We start from the raw sequence: 22,603 nt of genomic DNA on the forward strand, positions 1-22,603 counted from the left end.
TTTTGAGTCTGCAGAATCGTGTCCTTATATCTTGAATATCGGCTGTATCTTGGAAATATGCAAGTGATATTTTGGTTTTTTAGCAAAAGAATAATCCATTGTGACAACTGCTTACTCAGCTCAAAAATACAGGATTTTTCAAACGGAAATTTCACAACCTTTCACATGATTTAATTTGAAATAATTTTTTAGCCAGACCGATAAATCGCTTAAATAACACTCGACTAGGAAACCTAAAAAAGGAGGAATTAAAAGTATTTTTTATCGAAATTAGCTCACTTTTACCTAATAATTTATCTTATAAGATCAGCGCCTAGTCAGCCTTACAGTCCTGAATAGATCATTTGCTTTATCATTATTTAGTTGCTTTTGCATAACCGGGAAAAATACTCTTTCGTCATTTTAAAATAACAACCTGCAAAATAATTTTTTATTGAAATATAAGACCGTTCAATCTCACTTGAAGAGGCTGAGAACAGGCTTATAAAACGACGGTCATTTGAGATTTTCAAACTAACCTCATTACATAAACAGAACAAAGCTGTTCAGCCTCAGGCCCAAATTAATTACTAAACAATATGTATATCCCCCCCTATTTTTTACTGATTTTGTAAGTTAATCATCGTAAATTGAAGTGATTTTATATTTTTAGTTATACATTCAGTCTTTTAAGGCACTACATATTCAACTTTATTTAAAAAATAATAATTTAGAGAAGTATCAGCGAAAGGCAATGAAAACTGAGGAAGATGATCGTCTTCATTCAACTCATGGGGGCTGAAATATATTTAAGTCAGCGATCACTTTTAACTTTATTTTTACTTATTAATCTGTATGCTTATTCTGCTTTCTCGGGGGGATAGATTTAAATGAAATTTACACAACTTACGGCACTTTGTGCATTGGCTTCAACTGCAGCATTTGCTCAAGCAAAACCAGTTTGGCAGGACTTTAGCGTTACAGGTCTTTATGGCGAAAACTATGAAGTTGTAGACGATCAGCAAACTACTTTAACTGTTGAATATGCTGCAAAAGTTAAATATGCAGATGTATTCTTCTTTATGGATCGTCTGCGCGGTGGCGATGATGTTAAAAGTACGTACTTTGAGTTATCACCACGTTTAAGCTTAAGCGAAGTTACAGGCCAAAAACTTGCCTTTGGTCCAGTGAAAGATGTGCTTATTTCAACAACGTGGGAAGGTTCAGATAATGCTGATAACTTCCTATATGGCGTGGGCTTTGACCTTGATATCCCATACTTTCAATATGCAAGCTTAAATCTTTATCGTGCAAACAATGAAAAAGTGTTTGGCAATAAAGACGATTATCAAATGACGCTTACCTATGGTGTGCCATTTAAACTGGGTGCTGAAGATTTTCTTGTAGATGGCTTCCTTGATTGGTCAACTGCTGAAAAAGACGCTCAAGCAAGCGAGTTAAACTGGACTACACAGTGGAAATGGAATGCGGGCAAACACATTTCTCCAGATACCCGTTTATACCTCGGTGTTGAACATTCAGTGTGGAACAATAAGTTTGGTCTTAAAAATCAAGATGAAAACAATGTCAGCGCACTTGTGAAATATCATTTCTAATTGATGTATGATCGAAAGCAGAACTCCGGTTCTGCTTTTTTTAAACTGTGATTTCAGCTCACCTCTACTAGAACAAGAATATGCCTGATTTTGATATTCGACCTGCGACCGAACATGATCTTGAAACCATCCTCAAGATTTATAATCAGGAAGTACTTTATGGTACTGCGACCTGGAACAGAACAGCCTTTGATCTGAACTATTTCAAAATCTGGTTTAAACAGCTTAAAAATCAGAATTTCCCGGTTTTTGTGGTTGAAGATACGCGAAATCAAGTCGTTGCTGGCTATGCTTGTTATGATCAGTTTCGTAGTATTCAGGGCTTTCAACAGACGGTAGAACATTCCATCTTTTTAAATCCAGATTATGCAGGGCAAGGTTTGGGTTCTAAATTATTACAGTATTTAATTGAACAGGCTCAAGTACAGAAATTGCATATCATGGTCGCAGCGATTGATTCAGAAAACACCTCATCGATTCGTCTGCATGAAAAACTGGGTTTCGTTCAAACTGCCTATATGCCGCAAGTCGGACAGAAGTTTGGGCAATGGCGTGATTTGGTCCTCTTGCAACTGAATCTGGATCGAGCTTGATTCATTCTTAGTTTAAAGCTATTCCAGAACTGCTTTCTGGACACTCCTTTTCAGCTTTTTAATATTTGGTCATCACGATATTTGGTTGTTATCCAGTTTAATAAGCACAAGTTCTATTTACTTATACTAGCGGCTATGTATTATTCAGCTCAAAATCATACTGAATAACACTATGTATAAATCTCTATTGTCTATCGGTCTTTTAGGTTTAAGCGCGCACACTTTTGCTGATTCAGATTTTGAAAAAGAGCTCCGCTCAGGCTGTAGCAAAGTGCAAAGCTATGCAAATAATGGCAAGAAATTCTACGACCAAAAACAATATCAAAAGGCTATAGCGCAATTTGAGCAACAAGCCGCTTGGTCATCTTTTTGTGCGATGAATGTAGAAGACGGCGTTACAGCTTTTTCTGAGCGTGATATCACCACGGCATTTAATAATGTCGGTTTAAGTTATGCCAAGCTTGGAAAGCCGCAATGGGCACGCGCCTGGTTTTCCGTTTTTCCGAATACTAAAGCCAGCCAGTTCAATCTAAAACAGTTACCTGCACCAGAAAAACCGAAGAATTTTGCAGGAAAATATGTCCGCTATGCAGGTTTTGGTCAGTGGAATACGATGGAAGTTAAACGGGCTTCGAATGCCTACCAGATTGAGTTTAATGGACTCTATATGGGTTTACGCAGTCTGATTTATGGACCAAATATGGGAGAATTTTTAACCCGTATGTCGCTGAATAAAGCTCAGGCCAATTACAGCGTAGAAGATTGCAAAATTGATTTGAAATTTCAGTTTAACGCTCAAATTGGACAACAGATTGTGGTGAATAGCAACAATCCAATGTCTTGCGGTTTTGGACATAATGTCTCGGCGGATGGCATGTATTTAAAGGTTGAGTGATTGCTGATTCAGCGATATCTTATTGCCCTATAACAAACATAATATTCAAAATATTACAGGGAAAATATGGCTAAATTTCTAAATACCAGTGCAACCAATTTTTTCTTAGAAGAACTCATCAAAAATGCCAAAGAACGTTTAATTTTAATCAGTCCGTATTTGCGTCTCAATGACCGTATTAAAGAATTATTAGAAGACAAAGACCGGTTAAAAATTGATGTTCGCATTGTCTATGGCAAAAGTGATTTGCATCCTGAAGAAATCAAATGGATTCAAAAACTGGACTATGTCCGTTTGAGTTTCTGCAAAAACCTGCATGCAAAGTGCTATCTCAATGAATCGGAATGTATTATTTCCAGTTTAAACCTCTATGAATTTAGCCAGGTCAATAACAATGAAATGGGTATTTCAGTACGTAAATATGAAGATGATGACGTCTTTAAAGATGCTTATGAAGAAGCGCAGCGTATTATTCGGATTAGCGAAGAAGTCCGGATTAGCTTAGATGAAGTTAAAGCTAATCCGAACACTGAGGATTTAGGTCAAACTGATGAAGAAGCTAATGCCTTTAGTAAATTGACCACCTCCAAACTGGCTGCCAAATATAAAATTAAAACAGCAGATTTACTTGAAAAGTTAGTGGATAAAGGCTTTTTAAAGTTGAATGACACGGGTAAACATTTTTTAACTGACCAAGGCAAATCCATCGGTGGTGAATACCTTCCAAGTCAGTACGGCGGCTATTTTTTATGGAATGAAAATACGAAGATCTGATCCCTCCATTATTCAAAAAAGAAAATTCCCCTCTCTCTTTAAGAGATGAGAAGCTCTGCTTCGTAAGAGGAGATTTAAAATTTAATCCCTCCAAACCTCCCTTTCTTACGCTTCGATATAAAGCAGTGCTTATATCTTGCTTAGGGAGGCTTTTTCCCTCTCCTTCTAGGAGAGGATTAGGGAGAGGTAAATAAAGATAAACCCTCATCCCCCGCCTTCTCCCATAGGAGAAGGAGCTAAAAGCCTTAAATCGCCACCAACTCCCGAATACCTTTCTCAGGCATTTCACTGCCCACACCTTGCGCCACAACCTGCCCACGTGCCATCACGGTATATCCATCGGCAAGTTCTTCAGCAAAGTCATAGAATTGTTCGACCAGCACAATTGCCATCTCACCGCCATCGGCAAGCTTACGAATCACACGACCAATATCTTTAATAATGGATGGCTGAATACCTTCAGTCGGTTCATCCAAAATCAGCACACGCGGTTCAGAAGCAAGTGCACGTGCAATGGCAAGCTGCTGCTGCTGCCCACCAGACAAATCTCCGCCGCGGCGGTGCTTCATTTCATCCAACACAGGGAAAATTTCATAGAGATGCTCAGGTACTTTACGTGTCTTTGCGCCTTTAAATTTCGCCATACCAATGAGGATGTTTTCCTCCACGGTTAAAGTTGAAAAAATATCTCGACCTTGGGGCACATAAGCCAAACCTGCACGGACACGTTGTTCAGGACTGAGTTTCGAAATGTCCTTGCCATCCAGCAAAATCTGTCCGGATTTAATCGGTAAAATACCCATCAGACATTTCAATAACGTGGTTTTCCCCACTCCATTGCGTCCAAGCACCACCGAACATTCACCCACAGGTGCAGTCAACGACACATCACGTAAAATATGACTGCCACCATAAAATTGATTGACGTCTTTGACTTCTAACATCACGGTCTCCTTAACGTCCTAGATACTTTTCAATGACATCTTCATTGGCCTGAACTTCTGCCAATGTGCCTTCTGCCAAAATTGCCCCTTGTGCCAATACCGTGACTTTTTCACTAATGGTGTCAATAAAACTCATGTCATGCTCGACTACTACAAGGGTATGGTTTTTCTTGAGTTCTAAACACAGCTCCGCCGTGCGTTCGGTTTCGGCATCGGTCATGCCTGCTACAGGTTCATCCAGTAAAATCAGTTTTGGACGTTGCATGAGTAGCATGCCGATTTCTAACCATTGCTTTTGACCATGCGACAGCAAGCCAGCAGGTTTATTAATGAACTCTTGCAGACGAATTTGCGCAAGTGATTCATCCAGGGCATTTTGGGCATCGGGATCGAGTTTGCTAAAGAAACTCTTTTTCACGCGCTTGTCTTTGGGTGCAGCAAGTAACAGATTTTCCATGACGGTGAAATTTTCAAACACGGTCGGTTTTTGGAACTTACGCCCAATGCCTGCTTCGGCAATTTGTTCAGTGCTCATTTTGGCTAAATCGTAGTTTTGCCCAAAAAATGCTGTGCCTTCGGTTGGTCGCGTTTTACCGGTAATCACATCCATGAGGGTGGTTTTACCTGCCCCGTTCGGCCCGATGATGCAGCGTAATTCCCCTTCTTCAATGTAGAGCGACAAATCATTTAAGGCACGAAAAGCATCAAACCAGACGCTGACTTTTTCTAAATACAGCGCAATACCGTGGGTAAAGTCCGCGCCTTGTTCTTTAGGACGACCATAGCCTTCAGTGGCATGACCACCATGCGGTTGTAGGATCTCGCTCATTCGCTACGCTCCTTTTTAAAACGGTCAAACAGACCAATAATGCCTTTTGGCAGGAAGATGGTCACTACAATAAATAACGTACCCAAAATCAACAGCCATGCTTCAGGATAAGCCGAAGTAAAATAGGTTTTTACTCCATTGATTAAGCCTGCCCCAATCAATGGACCAATCAGCGTGCCACGTCCACCCGCTGCCACCCAGACTGCCATTTCAATCGAGTTCACCGGGTTCATTTCACTTGGGTTAATAATGCCGGCTTGTGGCACATACAGTGCCCCTGCAATGCCTGCAATCACCGCAGATAGCACCCATGCCGAGAGCTTGTACCACAAGGTACGGTAGCCCAAATATTGCAGACGGTTTTCGCTGTCACGAATTGCACCGAGTACACGGCCATAAGGTTTATTCATTAAATGACGTAAACCAATAAAGCACAGCAACAATACCAAAGCGGTGATAAAGCACAAACTTGCCCGCATCGATGCCGAGGTAATGTCCAGGCCTAAAATGGTTTTAAAACCGGTAAAGCCGTTGTTGCCACCAAAGCCGGTTTCATTACGGAAGAAAAGTAATGCAGCAGCAAAAGTCATAGCTTGGGTAATAATCGAGAAATACACGCCTTTAATTTTGGAACGGAAGGCAAAGAAGCCAAAAATAAAGGCAATGATGCCCGGTACTAATACCACCAATACCAATGACCAAAGGAAGTATTCAGTCCCCACCCAAAACCATGGCACTTCCGTCCAACTCAGGAAGCGCATAAAGTCAGGAATACCATCCCCTGCAGACTGGCGCATCAGGTACATGCCAAAGGCATAACCGCCAAGGGCAAAGTACAAACCATGCCCCAAACTTAAAATGCCGGCATAACCCCACACCAAATCGAGTGCCAAAGCGACCAAGGCCAAGCACATGATTTTGCCAATCAGGGTGACCCAATACGCAGATAAATGCAGGGTTGAATCGGCAGGTAACAGGTGTAACCATGGCAATGCCAATAAAATGGCAAAGCACACGGCAATCGCAATGCCACTATGCGGTTTGTCGGATAATAATTGTATGATCTTCATGTGCTTACTCCACAAAACGGCCTTTGATGGCAAACAAACCTTGTGGACGTTTTTGAATAAACAAAATCACAAGCACCAAGAGAACAATTTTTGCCAGTACTGCACCAATGCCAATTTCCAAGGCGGTACCGCTAATACCCAGACCAAGCGCTGCAAGGACTGCACCCCACACCTGACCTACACCACCGACAACCACCACCAAGAAGGCATCAATAATGTAGTTTTGCCCTAAATCCGGCCCGACGTTACCCACTTGTGCCAAAGCACATCCGGCTAACCCTGCAAGACCTGAACCTAAACCAAAGGCCGTCATATCGATACGACTAGAACGAATACCGACTGCTCGCGCCATTTGACGGTTTTGTGTCACCGCACGAACGAAGAGACCAAAACGGGTTTTATTCAGTAGGTAAACCAACAACAAAAGCACTGCAATGGTAAAGACAATAATCGCAATACGGTTATAGGGCAGCATCAAGCTTGGAGTAATCGAGATCCCGCCTGACAGCCAGGAAATGTTAGAAACTTCGACATTTTGCGCACCAAAAGTCATGCGTACCAATTGCATCAGAATCAGGCTGACACCAAAAGTGGCAAGCAAGGTTTCCAACTGGCGACCATATAGCGGACGAATCACGGTACGTTCAATCAACATGCCGATCAGCCCACTTACCAAGAATGCCGCAGGAATCGCGGCGATTAAGTACCAATCGACATAGCTGCCCAAATAGCTTTTAAACAGGCTTTGCACTACATAAGTGGTATAGGCGCCAATCATAATGAGCTCACCATGCGCCATATTAATCACACCGAGCAAACCGTAGGTAATCGCAAGACCCAGTGCAGCAAGCAACAAAATACTGGCGGTACTCAGCCCTGAAAATAAATGCCCAGTCCATTCACTGGCTTGAATCCGGGTTTTAATACTGTTTTTCGCTTCAAGCAAAGCCGCTTTCAGCTCAGGATGGATAGTCGGCTGTGACAACTCATTGTCGATCATCGCCAAGACATCAGGACGATTAGAATCTTGTAAAATTTTTGCGGCTTGAATTTTGACGAGCACATCTGAGTTTTCATAATCCAGACGCGCTTTCAGTTGTGCCAAACGGGCTTTGACTTTATTATTTTGTTCTTTTAAATACAGCGCATTGATATGTGCTATATCAAGTTCCGCAAGATTGCTTTCATAAATATCAATCGCTTCTAAACGCTCAGAGGCATCATCCGACTTCAACTTGCTTTGTGCCAAACCAAAGGTCAATGCTTTACGCAAGGTATTCACCAAAGTGACTTGTGCAAGGTCGCTTGGCCAATCTGCAACAGCATCTAAACTTGGATAACTGAGCAACTGATCATCGGCTTCTAAAATATAGGTTTGTCCTTGAGAATCGCTATAAAGCTGGTCGTTTTCAACATATTCTGCAAGCTGATCTAACTGTTCAATACTGCCTGGCCATTGATTGAGTAAAGCACGACGTTGAGCAAAATCACCTTGCACAAATTGCTGAATCGCATCTTGTGGTTGTATCGCTATGGTTGAATTATTGTGTTGTAAAGAGGTTTCTGCTGTTGCCATTTGCATACAAAATATTTGTATACACAACAGAAAAATAGTGGCGATATTCACACGAATATTCATTATATACACCCCTATTCCATTGGAAGTTTTCCGTGGAGAGTAAGAAAAAAATCAGAGGATGCCTGCTACGGCTGTAGCAGGCAAAAGATAGGTATTATTTAGGAATGTACGGGCTCCAAGGCTCTGCTTGAATAGTTTGAGATGTTTTGTAGACCACATCAAACTGACCATCACCACGAATCTGGCCAATCATGACTGGCTTGTGTAAGTGATGGTTACTTGCATCCATTTTTAGGGTATAGCCCGATGGTGCTTTGAATTCCTGACCTGCCATCGCTTCACGGACTTTATCGACCTCTGTAGAACCTGCTTTTTCAACGGCTTGCTTCCACATGTTGATACCGACATAGGTCGCTTCCATTGGATCATTGGTGACTAGCTTATCGACATTCGGTAATTTAAATTCAACCGCGTATTGCTTCATCTTTTTGGTGAATTCAGTATTGACCGGATTCTTCACTGACATGAAATAGTTCCATGACGCCAAATGACCGACCAATGGCTTGGTATCAATACCACGCAGTTCTTCTTCACCCACCGAGAACGCCATCACTGGAATATCAGAAGCTTTAATGCCCTGATTACCCAGTTCACGGTAGAACGGCACATTCGAGTCGCCATTGATGGTCGAGATCACCGCGGTCTTTTTACCCGCTGCAAATTTCTTCACATTGCCGACAATGGTTTGATAGTTGCTGTGACCAAATGGAGTGTACTCTTCCATGATGTCCGCATCAGCCACACCTTTAGACTTTAAGAAAGCACGTAAAATCTGGTTGGTGGTCCGTGGGTACACATAGTCCGTACCGAGCAATACAAAACGCTCAGCCTTACCCCCTTCCTCACTCATCAAGTATTCCACCGCAGGAATGGCTTGTTGGTTTGGTGCAGCACCGGTATAAAAAATATTTTTTGATTGTTCCTGGCCTTCATACTGTACTGGATAGAACAATAAACTATTGAGTTCTTCAACAACGGGCAAAACAGATTTACGCGATACCGATGTCCATGCACCAAAAATTACCGCAACTTTGTCTTGGGTAATCAACTGCCGTGCTTGCTCTGCAAAGAGTGGCCAGTCTGATGCCGGATCGACCACCACCGGTTCCAGTTTCTTACCCAGTACCCCACCCTTGTCATTGATTTCCTTAATCGCCATTAAGGCCGTGTCTTTCAGTGAGGTCTCAGAAATTGCCATCGTGCCTGACAATGAATGCAGGATCCCGACTTTAATCGTGTCGCCGCTGTCTGCGACTTTGCTTTCTGCGGCCGGGGCTTCTGCTTTTTCAGCAGATTTTGAACATCCCGTTAATGCAACAGCCCCTGCCATGGTTGCGGCTAAAATACTTTTTGAAAATAAATTGCGTTGGAACATCAGATTTTTCTCCAAACTTTATAATGGTGCATTTTTCATGCTTGTCTTGTTGTACATCTGGATGGAGTGATTCAATTTCTGTGCCAAGGCTTCAAAAAATAAAAAAAATTAATTTAACTGATCTCATTATTCGTATTATGAATCATGAATTTAGTAATACTAAAAAGAATTAAACCTGTATTTAAATGCTGTATCCGAGCTTAACTCTAAGTAGGTCGCGCAAAGAGCAATGAAAACATAGCAGAAGTGAGATAGAAGATGATGTACAAATAAAGTGCAGCATCTTGAGTAATTTTTGCACTGTTTTAAAACAAAAAAATCCCGCGCTTGCGGGATTTTTTATTGCTTAAATTCGATAGTTTAAACCACCAAATCTGCCAGATTACCTTTTTGTTCTAACCAGTCTTTACGGTCACTGGCACGTTTTTTCGCCAAAAGTTTATCCAATAAACCTGCAGTATGATGAGCATCATCCAGATCTAGTTGCACCAGACGGCGCGTGTTTGGATCAAGTGTGGTTTCACGTAACTGGCTGGCATTCATCTCGCCCAGCCCCTTGAATCGGGTAATTTGCGGATTCTTGGTTTTGCATTTTTTCAGGATGCTATTCAGCTCATCTTCATCCAAAGCGTAATGCACATCTTTGTTGTCATCAATACGGAATAATGGTGGCATTGCGACATACAAATGCCCCTCTTCTACCAGAGTCGGGAAATGCTTCACAAACAAGGCACACAGCAAAGTCGCGATATGCAAACCATCCGAGTCGGCATCCGCCAGGATACAGACCTTGCCATAACGCAGTTCAGACAAGTCATCCGAACCCGGATCAACGCCAATGGCAATCGCAATATTGTGTACTTCCTGCGATGCTAGAACTTCGTCAGAAGAGACTTCCCAAGTATTCAGGATTTTTCCACGAATTGGCATAATCGCCTGGAAGTTCTTATCACGCGCCTGCTTGGCCGAACCACCCGCAGAATCCCCTTCCACAATAAACAGTTCTGACTGATCCAGATCATGGCCTACACAGTCCGACAGTTTCCCCGGCAAGGTTGGACCCGCGACAATTTTCTTACGTTCTACTTTTTTCGCTGCTTTGAGACGGCGACCGGCTTTGGAAATGGCCATTTCTGCCAGTTGCATGGCGATGTCAGAATTCTGGTTCAACCATAATGCAAAGGCATCTTTGGCAATATTCTGCACAATTCCAGCTGCTTCACGGCTCGATAGACGTTCTTTAGTCTGACCTGAGAATTGCGGCTCCTGAAATTTCAGCGACAGGATATAATTGACGCCGTCCCAGACATCTTCGGCAGAGAGTTTCATATTCCGCGGCAGCAAATTACGCAGTTCACAGAATTCACGCATCGCATCGGTGACGCCTGAACGCAGACCATTCACATGCGTTCCCCCTTGTGCGGTCGGAATCAGGTTGACATAAGATTCCTGAACACTTTCTCCACCTTCGACATTCCAGCAAATCGCAAATTCTGCGCTGGCGCGTTCTGCATCGCCTGTGGCGACAAAAGCCGGTGCCGGAATAATTTCACGGTCTTCCAGCTCATCCATCAAATAATCAACCAGACCATTTTCAAACTGCCAGGTGATCTTTTCATCATTGATCTGATCAACATAGTTGATCTGTAAGCCCGCCGCCAAAACAGCTTTGGCTTTGAGATTATGTTTTAACGCTTTGAGGGCAAATTTAGGTGAATCAAAATATTTGGCTTCAGGCCAGAATTGTACAGTAGTTCCTGATACCCGTTTCGGTGCCTTACCTGCCAGTACTTCAAGCGGTGCAACCGGTTCGCCATTTTCAAAGGCCATTTTATACAGATTGCCCTGACGCTGAACTTCAACTTCTACCCGGGTCGAAAGCGCATTGACCACTGAAATCCCAACGCCATGCAAACCACCGGAAAACTGGTAATTATCGGTGCTGAACTTACCGCCGGCATGCAGTTTGGTCATGATAATTTCAATACCGCTCTGGCCGTATTCAGGGTGAATATCCACCGGCATACCACGGCCATTGTCTTCGACTGATAAAGAACCATCTTTATAGACCGTGACGGTAATCTTGTTGGCATGTCCTGCCAGTGCCTCATCGACAGCATTATCAATCACTTCCTGTGCCAAATGGTTGGGACGAGAAGTATCGGTATACATGCCCGGACGACGACGGACCGGATCCAGACCAGATAAAACTTCAAGAGATTGAGCCGTATATTGAGACACGTTATTCGGTTTCCTTTTTTATGCAGTCCAATAAAAACTGTAAGACGAACGGAATTTTTTCCGCAAAATCATCCATCCCGTGACTGCCATGCGCTTCAGTCATCAGCATTGCAGGGGGATGCGCAGCACTATAATAACGATGTGCTTCACGATAATCCAAAACTTCATCGCCTTGTTGCAGCAGAACCAGTATTTTGTCTGCATCTTGTGCAACAGGCAGGGCCAATTGCTGCAGTTGTAACAGATCTGCCTCATCCAGACACCAGTTCGGATGGACTTGATAAGGCAGTTGCTCGTCAAACAGTTCACGAAACAGTTGCCATGGTCGCATTGCCGGATTGATCAGTACAGCAGGCACAGCATGCTGTGCGACCAGATGTGTCGCATAAAATCCGCCGAGACTACTGCCCAGTAACGCCACATCATGCATCGATTCAATCAGGCCAGAAACATGTACAATGGCAGCGTTCGGTGACATGTTTAAATCGGGTAAATGTACCTGAATTTCAGGATACTTTGCACAGTAATGTTGCAGCAATTTCCCCTTGATCGAGTTCGAATTACTTTTAAAACCATGCAAATAAATGATATTCATGAACTACCAACAAAAAACCCATCAATCATCAAAATTTAATTTAAATAATGTGAAGTACACTACGTTATAAGACCAGTTAATTGCTTAAATTGTCTGACAAAAAAGCTCAAAATCTTCTCTCATTCTCGTTATTTTAAGCTGAGGCCCTCAAAATCAGGAAACTCAACAAGAAAAAGAATTTATACCGCGAAGTTCTTTAAAAAGAAAGATGGCACCACATGCGGCTCATTGAAAGGACAGGATCAGATGCCAAGTTTGACACCGTTACATGAAACCTATTGTCGATGGGACCGAACCCCGCCGAGTCAGGCCGATGTACTGGAAGGTCTGGCGCAGCTGGTGACGATGCGCTTTAACGATGTGGTTCAGGAGCTGATCAAGAGTATTCAACGCGAAATCTTAATGAGTATTTTTGGTTTAAGTGAAAATAATTCAGAAAAAATTCAGAATATTCCTTCAATCGTGCGGCTCTACCAAATGTCTTATGACATGCTGTTTCATTACGGCAATACCCTGATTGCCCCTGCTTTGCGCCAGATTATTGAACGCTTTCCTAAACTGCATAATAAACCGCTGACACCTTCCTTGCATTTTCTGGTCAGTGTCTTAAATGGCATTATCGGGGATTATCTGCTGAAATATCAAAACCCTCTAGCCCTGCCGATGGTGATCTATGACCATTATGGCTCGCTGCAAAAAGGTGAGCTAAGCGGTCGTATTACTTTGTTTGTACATGGCTTATGCATGAACCATTTAGACTGGTCAAATCGCAAATATGAAGGCATTGGGGCAAAATTACTGGCGCAGCGCGACCGCAATACCATGCTCTACCTGAATTACAATACTGGACGCCGGATTTCTGCCAATGGTCGAAGTCTGGCGAATACCTTACAGGATCTGATTGCTCGCAATCCGAGAATTACCAGTATTGACCTGATCGGCCATAGCATGGGTGGACTGGTGTCACGCAGCGCACTGTTCTATGGCAAGCAGAATATGTATAGCTGGGTCAACATGGTGGAGAATCTGGTCTGTCTGGGTTCACCGCATCATGGTGCGGTACTGGAACGTTTTGGTTTTAGCTTGCAGGACAAACTCGGACATTTCCCACTGATACGGCTGCTTGGTCATCTGGTCAATATTCGCAGTAACGGTATTCTGGATTTACGCCATGGCAGCGTCCGGGATGATGACTGGGAGCATAATCCGCTTCGGATTGGCTTTATGGATGATCACCGTAAACCTGCCCCGATTCCGTCTCATATCGATACCTATCTGGTCGCCGGTACCATCGAGTTTGAAAACCGCAAGAACAAGACCTTGCATATGATTGGCGATTATCTGGTCAGTATTAAAAGTGCTTTGGGCGAGCATCCCAATCCGCGTTTCCAGCTTAAAGTCCCGGACGCAAACAAGGCGATTTTTTATGGCCTGAACCATTTTGAAATTCAGTATCATCCACTGGTGGCGGAACAGGTGGCGCGCTGGTTCTATCCAAGTGTAGAAGATGAAGCCTTTGATCAGATTCGTGAATATATGACGGATCTGGACAGTCTGGAAGGTATTGCCCTGACTTAACTCTCCGTACATTAAAAAGCCCTCCATTGAGGGCTTTTTAATAGGAACTTGATTAGTATTTATCTCTGAGTCGTTTCACCGGTGCAGTTTTGTATTTACGCAGCAGCTGCCACAGGCTGATCAGCAATAAAATACTGAAGAAGATCAACGACCAGACCGGTAGGGATTGGCCCAAGAAAGTCCAGTCAATCGTGGCACACTCCCCAGAACCATTCAGCACCTGTTGCAGTACAGACTGCATCGGCAAGGTGTCCAGCCAGTACTCCAGACCAGGACCACAGCTCGGTACCTGATCTGGTGGCAGGTTCTGTAACCAGACATGCCGCGCAGCTACACCCACAGACCATAAAATACTAAGCGAACCCAGCAAGGCATAGATCCGCTTCATGAGATTGGATGCAGGATTATGCAGGAATGCGATTAGTGAGATGATCCCGAGTCCGATTAATCCAACACGCTGAAACACACAGAGCGGACAAGGCGCCAGACCCTGTACATGCTCAAGATATAAGGCAAATGCCATGCCGATGACAGCAGCCAGAAACAACATACCACTCACGAAGCGATAACCCCATTGCATGGTGAATCCTCTTATTTTTTATCGATATTGGGCTAAATAATCAGCAAAACTGATGCTGCTATCTTGCTCGAGTTGCTGTTGCTGCTGCAATGACTTTTGTGACATTTCTTCAAAATAAGCCAGGGTTTCCGGGCTGAGCTGATGTTCTTCATAGACACTGCTGTGCTGTTGGGCCAGATGTTGGCCAAAATGCCACATACCGCCCTGCTCACGTGTATCCCCGACCACCAGAGCAGACAAGGTGGCATCGACTTCATCGACCCGGATCATCATGGTTTTTAAAGCATCAGTATATAGAGTACTGTCGTAGGCTGAATTTAACAGCTTGGCCAGGGGATGCATACGCTGCAAATGCATGGCACACCAATCTTCAATCGGATAAGACTGGCCATTTTCCATAATTGCCGCATTTGGCGCGCGACCACGGTTCACTACTTCAGCCTGATTCTGCTCAATAATATCCTGTTCATCACTGAGTAGTGCCGGACTATCTTGCAATAAACAGTACAAGGCTACCACTTCAAGGAAACCGGCCGTATCTTCATTAATGCCAATCGGGCTGTATGGATTGACATCGACTGCGCGCAGCTCGACATAGGCAATCCCACGATTTTCCAGTGCCTGTGACGGGGTTTCACCCGCGAGTGGCACCTGTTTCGGGCGCACTAAGCTGTAATATTCATTTTCGATTTGCAACACATGATCATTGATCTGGATCGGCTGGCCATTGGCATCATCTAGTCCCAGACGACTAAACGGTTTATACGGCGTTTTAACGGCTTTTTGCAGTCCGTCCAGATAGTCCTGCAAATTATTGTAGTGAATACCGAGCTGTTTCTGCGCAGAGTTTTGATAGCCAAAACGTCCCATACGCAGCGCGGTCGCATAAGGCGAATACAAAGTGCCTTTCACCAATGGCAGCAAGAAATGATCACGGCCAGTCATAAAGCACTGGCAGACTGCCGGACTGGCCCCGATCAGGAACATCACCAGTGGGGTCAGACGAATAAAGTTACGGATCAGGCCCATATAGCGATGGCTGCGATAATCCTGCAAGCTCAATGCTTTCAGCGCTTCGTCCTGTTCCTGCTGTTGCAGTGCCTCGAAGAGATGGTCCGGGAAAGACAGGTTGTAATGCACGCCTGAAATCGTCTGCATACGGCGGCCATAACGCACACCTAGACCATGACGATACAAGGTTTTAAACAGACCGATATTCGAGCTGCCATATTGTGCCAGCGGAATGCTGTCATCGCGGCTGTCGAGCATACATGGCATCGACAACGGCCAGAGCTTTTCATCATTTTCCAGATGACGATGCACAATCGCATGAATATCGCTGAGATAGTCCAGCGCTTTTTTAATACTGTCCTGTGGCGGAGTAATAAACTCCATCAACGCTTCAGAATAGTCCGTGGTGATATGTGGATGAGTCAAGGCTGAACCCAAGGCACGAGGATGCGCTGCCTGTGACAGGAAACCATCACTTTGCATACGCAAGCTTTCACGCTCGATACCACGCAGCATGCCTTTGATGAGTGACGACTCGACCCAGGTCGGTAATACATTTTGGGAAGTCGATTCAGGTTGACTCATTACAATCTCGCTTAAGGGGGCTAAATTATTAAATTAAAATCATCGGTTTAATCAGTATAACGTGATTTCGTGCCGGCATATGACAGGCTGCCTAGTTTTCAGGCAAACCATTGATTTTTAATTTGGCAAATTTTTAACACAAACTTCCTCTATAAGACATGGAAAATTTGTGATTTTATTAACAAATAGATGCTAATGAATTGTAAATATTATGAATTATCAAGATATTTTAGACTTCTGGTTTCATGCGGACAGCCAGCCTCTGTGGTTTAGCCAAAGTCATGAATTCGACCAAAGTATTGCACAGCAGTTCATGAGCACCCATCAGCAGGCAGCCCGGGCTGAACTTTGGGGCTGGCGTAAAACCGCAGAAGGTCGGCTGGCCGAAATTATTGTGCTAGATCAATTTTCACGAAATTTATTCCGTGATTCTCCCCAAGCTTTTGCCCAAGACAGTTTGGCACTGGCCTTGGCTCAGGAAGCCATCAGCCTGAACCTGGATCAACAGCTCAGTCCAGAACAACGTGCCTTTCTGTATATGCCATTTATGCACAGCGAATCCAAACTAATTCATGAATTCGCCTTAAAACTGTTTCAGCGTCTGGGCAATCCGACCAATCTGGAATTTGAGAAAAAGCATAAAGTTATTATTGACCGCTTTGGACGTTATCCGCACCGAAACCAGATTCTGGGTCGTGCATCGACCGATGAAGAACTTACTTTCCTGACCCAACCCGATAGCAGTTTTTAAGATTTTTTAAGACCGGCTGTCTGAACTGGATCATTGCATCAGGAGATCGAACATGAAAAACATGCTACTGGGATTGAGTGTGATTGCTGCCATCAGCCTGACTGGCTGTGCAACCACACCATCAAAGCCCTTAACATTTGATCAGTTAGGTCGCTACAGTACCACTCCCCTCAACAGCAACACTTACCGTATCAGCTTTCAGGCCCGTCCCAATATGAGCTTTGGCACAGCTGAAGAAATTACCCTGCTCAAAGCCGCACAGACCACCGTACAAAATGGCTTTCAATTCTTCAGAGTACTGAATGATCCAAGTAACCGCACCCAGCAACCTCCACGGCAAGCCATCGTCTATCCGGCGCCGAGCTTTTATCCGTACGGGTATTACCGCCGATATCCGGGATTCTGGCCAGACCCATTCTATGACCGTCCTTATACCGTGACTCTGGATCCTGCCCAGGTGGCTTATACCATTGAATGCTTCAAGGCCAATCAGGCGCCTCAAGATGCCTTTGATGCCCGCTTGATTTTACAGTCACTTGGGGCTAAATATGGTTTAAGTCCATCCGGTGCAGTGCTGCAACCGCAACCGGCCAATCCCTCCTGACAGGATGATCTATGCAGACAGAGCGTATCTCCCCGAGCTTACAACGCAGTAAACGTTTCGCGACCATCGCCCTGGTGGTCGCCGTACTGATCTGGTTGGCATTGATGGTTGCAGCCAAATTGCTACCTGAATATGTCTGGCTCATTCATATTCTGATGCTCTCGGCAGAAGCGGGTGTGGTCGGTGGTCTTGCGGACTGGTATGCGATTACCGTGCTGTTTCGTAACCCTTTTGGCAGATTGCCCATTCCCAAGTTTTTACGCGACCATACCGAAATCATTCCACGCAACAAGGCCCGTATTGCAGAGTCGATGGGCCGTTTTGTGCAGGAAAATTTTCTTTCTCCGCAAATTGTACAGCGCAGTCTGGACAGTACCGACCTGAGTCTGGCTGCAGGACGCTGGCTGGCCAATCCACAAAATAATGTCCAAGTGACTCAGGTAATTCAACAGACGGTTCCTAAAATCTTTGAATTTGTCGGACAGGAACAGATTGCCGGATTTATCCAGAGCAACAGTGTGCAATGGGTCAAAAATACCCAGATCAATACTCTGGCCAGCGAAATGCTGCATGCCGTTCTGGACAATGATTTCCATCAGGATGTGCTACAGCGCGGACTGGATGTGGTACATGCCTGGATGACCTCACATCCGGAACAAACCCGCGAGCTGACCCGCAACCTGTTTAAGGAAATGGGCGTGTGGAAACTGGCCAAAGGCGCCAGCTGGATCGGGATTGACGTGCAGCAACGCAGTATTGATTCCGTGATCGGGCGGGTTGAAGCCATGCTGGCCGATCCAGATCATCCATGGCGACTTAAAATTGAGAACATGGGACATAGCTGGATGTTGCAGCTGGCGGATAATGACAGTGAAGCCAGCCAACGTCTGAATGAAACCAAAGATGCCTTACTGGATAGCCCACAAGTGCTGAATTTTATCAGCGGTGCGGTGGTGATTTTATGTGATGCGATCAAGGCTGACTTGCAAAAACCGGATTCGGGGATTGCGGAAAATCTCAGAATTGCTATTCAACAGGTCGGTGAAAATATCATCTCGAATGCCTCGGTACGTGAGCTGCTGAATAAACGTCTCAGCGGAATCGCGGTTGACCTGAGTGACCAGTACAGTGAAAAAGTGATTCGTTTTATCAGCGAGCGCATTCACGAATGGGATTCAAGCGAGATGATCGACAAGATTGAAAATGAAGTCGGCGGCGACCTGCATATGATCCGGGTCAATGGAGTCGTGGTCGGTGCCTGTATCGGTCTGGTACTTGGGATTATCCGGGCGGCGGTAGAGCATTTAATTTAAAGATGACGCTATTCGTCCCATACATCCCGACTTTTAAAATATCCAAGAATTGACTCCAGCCAGATCAAATTTAAGATTTAAAAAATGATCACTTGGGTGGCTGAGGTCCGGACATATCGACCAATAGCCCCGTGAATTTGCGTACGAACGGCAATAAGGTCACCACAATCGGAAAAGCAATCGCCCAGGAAATCATCCAGTTATGAAACCAGAGTGCCATAAATCCATCAATCCAGCCAAGATTACGCAGCATATTGATCATGGAAATAATGCCACTCATCAGGCAGGACAGGATAAAAGGCACAATAATCAATGCCCATTTTGCAGGGAGTTTAGGAATATGACCGATAATGGTCGGACGTTGTGATGCAGCCACGACATGCTCTTTTTACTGTTTTCAGATGACTAATATAAGCCAAATTCTGTAGGGTGAAGCATTGTTTTTTTCATCTGAAATGTTGAGCTGAAAACTGGTGTTATTTTCACGGGATTAATCCGTTGATTTTCCCTTTCTTTAGTCAAAAACTTCTGACGAAGTGATCCTCTACTTTTTATTCCCTAGAAATGCTTTTACCTAAACAGCCTGAAATTTGCTATATTTGCTGTTTTTCTGCGATCTCTATTTTCGACTGATTATGAATACGGCAATACAAGCAGCTCTCGATCATGCAGTGCACACTTTACAGGCACAAGGCGTACTCCCATCTGACTGGAACAATACAAGTAATTTGACGCGTACCAAAGACCGAAGCCATGGTGACTTTGCGTCGAATATTGCCATGATCGCGTCGAAAGCTGCGGGTATGAAGCCACGTGATTTAGCGGAAAAAATTCTTGCTGCCCTGCCTGAAGTGGCGGATATCAGCAAGGCAGAAATTGCCGGTCCTGGTTTTATTAACTTCTTCCTGAATGCTGACCAGCGCTTTGCAGTCCTTGATCAAATTCAGGCACAACAGGCGACTTATGGTCGTACCCAGGTCAATGCGGATAAACGTATCCAGGTTGAATTCGTGTCTGCCAACCCGACCTCTAGCCTGCACGTAGGTCATGGTCGTGGTGCCGCGTATGGTATGACGGTTGCGAATTTGCTTGAAGCGACTGGTGCTAAAGTCGACCGCGAATACTATGTCAATGATGCTGGCCGTCAAATGGACATTCTGGCGACTTCGACTTATCTGCGCTACTTAGAATTAACGGGTCAGGAACTGGTGTTCCCGAAAAATGCCTACCAAGGTGACTACGTTAAAGAAATCGCGCAAAGCATTATTGATCAGGATGGCGACGCCTATGTACGTCCTGTGGCTGACGTGTATAAAAACGTGCCTGAAGATGTACAGTTTGCAGCTGAATTAGATGCAGATGGCAATAAAGTCATATTGTCTGGCGATAAAGAAAAACACATCGATGGTTTGATCTTTAATTCACAAGCGTTAATTGGCACAGGCTACCGCGTATTCTTGCAAGCCGCGCTTAAAGCTATCTTAGATGATATTAAAGATGACCTAGGCGAATTTGGTGTAACCTTCAATCAATGGTTCAGCGAAGAATCATTGACAGACAAAATTGAAGAAGCCTTACAGACCTTAGATCAGCGTGGTTTCCTGTATGAACTGGATGGCAACATCTGGTTCAAATCCACTGCATTCGGTGATGAAAAAGACCGTGTCGTGAAACGTCGTAATGGTCAGACCACTTACTTCGCGTCTGACATTGCTTACCACCTGAACAAATTACAACGTGGCTATACCGATATTATTGATATCTGGGGTTCAGATCACCACGGTTATATCGCACGTGTAAAAGCGGCCATTGATGCGCTAGGCTATGACTCGAAGAAATTAACGGTTCTTCTGGTTCAGTTCGTAAGTCTTTGGCGTGGCGGCGAAATGGTACAAATGTCATCCCGTTCAGGCCAGTTTGTGACCTTGCGTGATCTGCGTAAAGAAGTCGGCAATGATGCTGCACGTTTTTACTACGTAATGCGTAAGTCTGAACAGCACATTGATTTTGACTTGGATCTTGCTGTGTCACAAAGCAAGGACAACGCCGTGTATTACATCCAGTATGCACATGCCCGTATCTGTCGTATGTTAGAAAAAGCAGCTTCTACCAATGTCAACTTTGATGCTATAGCAGCACGTAATTTGGCGGCCAAGCTTGAACTTGATGCTGAAACTGAAATCCTGGCCAAGCTGGCTGCCTACCCAGAAATTCTGGTACGTGCTGCAAACAGCTATGAGCCGCATCAAATCGGTAACTACCTGAAAGAGCTAGCAGCATTATTCCACGGCTGGTACAACGACAATAAAGTACTCGGTGATGATGCTGAATTGACCCAAGCACGCTTATTGTTATCAGTGAACGTGCGTCAGGTACTGCGTAACGGTCTGGAACTGCTTGGCGTATCAGCTCCTGAGAGCATGTAAGCAAAACACTGTTTTGCATGCTCGCAAGGCGAGAGCTAGGCTCGAAGCAGAAATGTAAAGCACTGCTTTTACATTGATGCAAGAAGGTAAATAGTCAAAGCACTGCTTTTACATTGATGCAAGACAAGAGCTATGCTCGAAGTGAGCATGTAAGCAAAACATTGCCGTTTATCTGCTGAGCAGACATTTTGTAACTTTAGCTATGTGCTTGAAGATACAGATAAATTAAAATTCTGTGTGATTTTTGATCTAGAGGATGACTTTTGTATCCTGATCACATAGGATGAAGTGATAGTAGGGGCATAACTGCTGTTATGCCTTTTCTATATGTCCCGATTAATAAGAGGAAAATCCCAAGTGTTTGGAAAAACGCAACGCGGTGTATCTGAAAGACCGAATAAGCCTAAAAAGCCACTTATTCCAACCTGGCTCGGCACACTCGTGATCATTTTAATCGTGTTAAGTTTTTTGATGGCACTGATGCTCTGGAAGCCATGGGAACCGGTTAAACCGAAAACTCAAACAAGTGCTGAATCTGTCCAAGAAGAAGATACCAACAAAGATTATCGTTTTTATGACCTGTTACCACAACAGCAAGTGACGCCGATTCCTGAACAGGCCGTCCCTGAAAACAAAAATCAGGATACGGTAGTGATTGTAGAAGCACCTCGACCTGAAGTGGCTACACCTGAGGCGACCACAACTGAGCCTGGTTTAGAAGCCAGCGAAGCACCCGTTGCCGCTCCGGCCAGTTATATTCTGCAAGTTCGCAGCTTTGATGATCCAGATCAGGCCGATGCCCGCCGCGCCGAAATTATTCTCAATGGTTTATCTGCCGATGTGGTACGCAGTGTAGAAAATGGCAAAGTCTGGTATCGCGTGGTTTCAGGCCCTTATGATTCTGCCGAAGCCGCGATTATCGCACAGCAAACCTTACAAAATAGCGGGATCGATTCCATCGTCGTGAAACGATAAATTTCTAGAAATAAAAAAGCGCCATCAGGCGCTTTTTTATTGCTTTTTAGCTCCTCCCTTTTAAAAGGGAGGCTGGGAGGGATTAGCTAAAAATTAAATCCATCTTTAGAAAGGGGGGAAGTTCCCTCACCTTCTAGCAGATGAGATACCGTCTTGGTAGTCAATCAGGTTTTGAGATTATTCGACCAATAAATAATCTCTTTGATAGGCAGTCTGATGTTTTAAAACGC

At 44.3% G+C, this 22,603-nt stretch carries 20 protein-coding genes; 10 read left to right on the plus strand and 10 right to left on the minus strand.

Going from position 1 to position 22,603, the window contains the following annotated elements:
- Nucleotides 1–869 precede the first annotated feature (869 nt).
- The 4 genes from NI468_RS04295 to NI468_RS04310 all read left to right on the plus strand — a co-directional run bounded on the left by NI468_RS04295 (nt 870) and on the right by NI468_RS04310 (nt 3,857).
- Nucleotides 870–1,595: an outer membrane protein OmpK gene (locus NI468_RS04295; RefSeq protein ID WP_004647219.1), complete on the plus strand. Its 726-nt coding sequence runs from the start codon at nt 870–872 to the stop codon at nt 1,593–1,595.
- Between the two features lie 80 nt (nt 1,596–1,675).
- A complete protein-coding gene (locus NI468_RS04300) occupies nt 1,676–2,188 on the plus strand; it encodes a GNAT family N-acetyltransferase (RefSeq protein WP_004647218.1) in 513 nt (170 codons plus the stop codon).
- Between the two features lie 172 nt (nt 2,189–2,360).
- Nucleotides 2,361–3,083, plus strand: coding sequence for a hypothetical protein (locus tag NI468_RS04305; protein ID WP_004647217.1), 723 nt, complete (start codon nt 2,361–2,363; stop codon nt 3,081–3,083).
- 66 nt (nt 3,084–3,149) lie between these two features.
- Complete coding sequence (locus NI468_RS04310; RefSeq protein WP_004729120.1) at nt 3,150–3,857, plus strand: phospholipase D family protein; 708 nt, start codon at nt 3,150–3,152, stop codon at nt 3,855–3,857.
- Between the two features lie 245 nt (nt 3,858–4,102).
- On the opposite strand, the gene urtE is transcribed toward NI468_RS04310, so the two are convergent.
- From urtE to NI468_RS04345, 7 genes are all read right to left on the minus strand, one after another.
- Nucleotides 4,103–4,801 (minus strand): urea ABC transporter ATP-binding subunit UrtE, encoded by a 699-nt coding sequence (gene urtE, locus NI468_RS04315; protein WP_004729117.1) that lies wholly within the window; start codon nt 4,799–4,801, stop codon nt 4,103–4,105.
- Between the two features lie 10 nt (nt 4,802–4,811).
- Entirely contained in the window at nt 4,812–5,630 is an 819-nt protein-coding gene (gene urtD, locus NI468_RS04320; protein WP_004647213.1) for an urea ABC transporter ATP-binding protein UrtD, read from the minus strand.
- Nucleotides 5,627–6,700: an urea ABC transporter permease subunit UrtC gene (urtC, locus tag NI468_RS04325; protein ID WP_004647212.1), complete on the minus strand. Its 1,074-nt coding sequence runs from the start codon at nt 6,698–6,700 to the stop codon at nt 5,627–5,629. Before urtC ends, urtD begins: the two co-directional genes overlap by 4 nt.
- A 4-nt stretch (nt 6,701–6,704) precedes the next feature.
- Nucleotides 6,705–8,339, minus strand: coding sequence for an urea ABC transporter permease subunit UrtB (urtB, locus tag NI468_RS04330; RefSeq protein WP_004647211.1), 1,635 nt, complete (start codon nt 8,337–8,339; stop codon nt 6,705–6,707).
- A 94-nt stretch (nt 8,340–8,433) separates the two neighbouring features.
- Nucleotides 8,434–9,714 carry an urea ABC transporter substrate-binding protein gene (gene urtA / locus NI468_RS04335; RefSeq protein WP_004647210.1) on the minus strand — a complete coding sequence of 427 codons (1,281 nt, stop codon included), beginning with the start codon at nt 9,712–9,714 and terminating at the stop codon, nt 8,434–8,436.
- A 360-nt stretch (nt 9,715–10,074) separates the two neighbouring features.
- Nucleotides 10,075–11,955 (minus strand): DNA topoisomerase IV subunit B, encoded by a 1,881-nt coding sequence (gene parE, locus NI468_RS04340; RefSeq protein ID WP_004647209.1) that lies wholly within the window; start codon nt 11,953–11,955, stop codon nt 10,075–10,077.
- 1 nt (nt 11,956) lies between these two features.
- The gene (locus tag NI468_RS04345) at nt 11,957–12,550 is read right to left on the minus strand and encodes a YqiA/YcfP family alpha/beta fold hydrolase (RefSeq protein ID WP_253100164.1); all 594 of its coding nucleotides are present in this window, start codon (nt 12,548–12,550) and stop codon (nt 11,957–11,959) included.
- Between the two features lie 246 nt (nt 12,551–12,796).
- Between NI468_RS04345 and NI468_RS04350 the strand changes: the two genes are divergently transcribed.
- The gene (locus tag NI468_RS04350) at nt 12,797–14,128 is read left to right on the plus strand and encodes a GPI inositol-deacylase (RefSeq protein WP_253100167.1); all 1,332 of its coding nucleotides are present in this window, start codon (nt 12,797–12,799) and stop codon (nt 14,126–14,128) included.
- 52 nt (nt 14,129–14,180) lie between these two features.
- On the opposite strand, the gene NI468_RS04355 is transcribed toward NI468_RS04350, so the two are convergent.
- Nucleotides 14,181–14,708, minus strand: a complete 528-nt coding sequence (locus tag NI468_RS04355) for a disulfide bond formation protein B (RefSeq protein ID WP_253100170.1) — start codon at nt 14,706–14,708, stop codon at nt 14,181–14,183.
- A gap of 18 nt (nt 14,709–14,726) precedes the next feature.
- Nucleotides 14,727–16,304 carry a glutamate--cysteine ligase gene (gene gshA / locus NI468_RS04360; protein WP_253100173.1) on the minus strand — a complete coding sequence of 526 codons (1,578 nt, stop codon included), beginning with the start codon at nt 16,302–16,304 and terminating at the stop codon, nt 14,727–14,729.
- Nucleotides 16,305–16,515: 211 nt separating this feature from the next.
- On the opposite strand from gshA, the gene NI468_RS04365 reads away from it, so the two are divergent.
- The 3 genes from NI468_RS04365 to NI468_RS04375 are packed head-to-tail and all read left to right on the plus strand — an operon-like array spanning nt 16,516 to nt 18,972.
- Nucleotides 16,516–17,055, plus strand: a complete 540-nt coding sequence (locus NI468_RS04365) for a DUF924 family protein (protein WP_253100176.1) — start codon at nt 16,516–16,518, stop codon at nt 17,053–17,055.
- A gap of 52 nt (nt 17,056–17,107) precedes the next feature.
- On the plus strand, nt 17,108–17,659 hold the full coding sequence (locus NI468_RS04370) for a CC0125/CC1285 family lipoprotein (protein WP_004281269.1): 552 nt from the start codon (nt 17,108–17,110) through the stop codon (nt 17,657–17,659).
- An 11-nt stretch (nt 17,660–17,670) separates the two neighbouring features.
- The gene (locus NI468_RS04375; protein WP_253100180.1) at nt 17,671–18,972 is read left to right on the plus strand and encodes a DUF445 domain-containing protein; all 1,302 of its coding nucleotides are present in this window, start codon (nt 17,671–17,673) and stop codon (nt 18,970–18,972) included.
- A gap of 88 nt (nt 18,973–19,060) precedes the next feature.
- On the opposite strand, the gene NI468_RS04380 is transcribed toward NI468_RS04375, so the two are convergent.
- Nucleotides 19,061–19,348, minus strand: coding sequence for a DUF2798 domain-containing protein (locus NI468_RS04380; protein ID WP_004647201.1), 288 nt, complete (start codon nt 19,346–19,348; stop codon nt 19,061–19,063).
- 259 nt (nt 19,349–19,607) lie between these two features.
- Between NI468_RS04380 and argS the strand changes: the two genes are divergently transcribed.
- The gene (gene argS / locus NI468_RS04385) at nt 19,608–21,398 is read left to right on the plus strand and encodes an arginine--tRNA ligase (protein ID WP_253100183.1); all 1,791 of its coding nucleotides are present in this window, start codon (nt 19,608–19,610) and stop codon (nt 21,396–21,398) included.
- A 357-nt stretch (nt 21,399–21,755) separates the two neighbouring features.
- Complete coding sequence (locus NI468_RS04390) at nt 21,756–22,373, plus strand: SPOR domain-containing protein (RefSeq protein ID WP_005245641.1); 618 nt, start codon at nt 21,756–21,758, stop codon at nt 22,371–22,373.
- The last annotated feature ends 230 nt before the right edge of the window (nt 22,374–22,603 follow it).

Source organism: Acinetobacter lwoffii (assembly GCF_024129355.1).
Taxonomy (GTDB): Bacteria; Pseudomonadota; Gammaproteobacteria; order Pseudomonadales; family Moraxellaceae; genus Acinetobacter; species Acinetobacter lwoffii_I.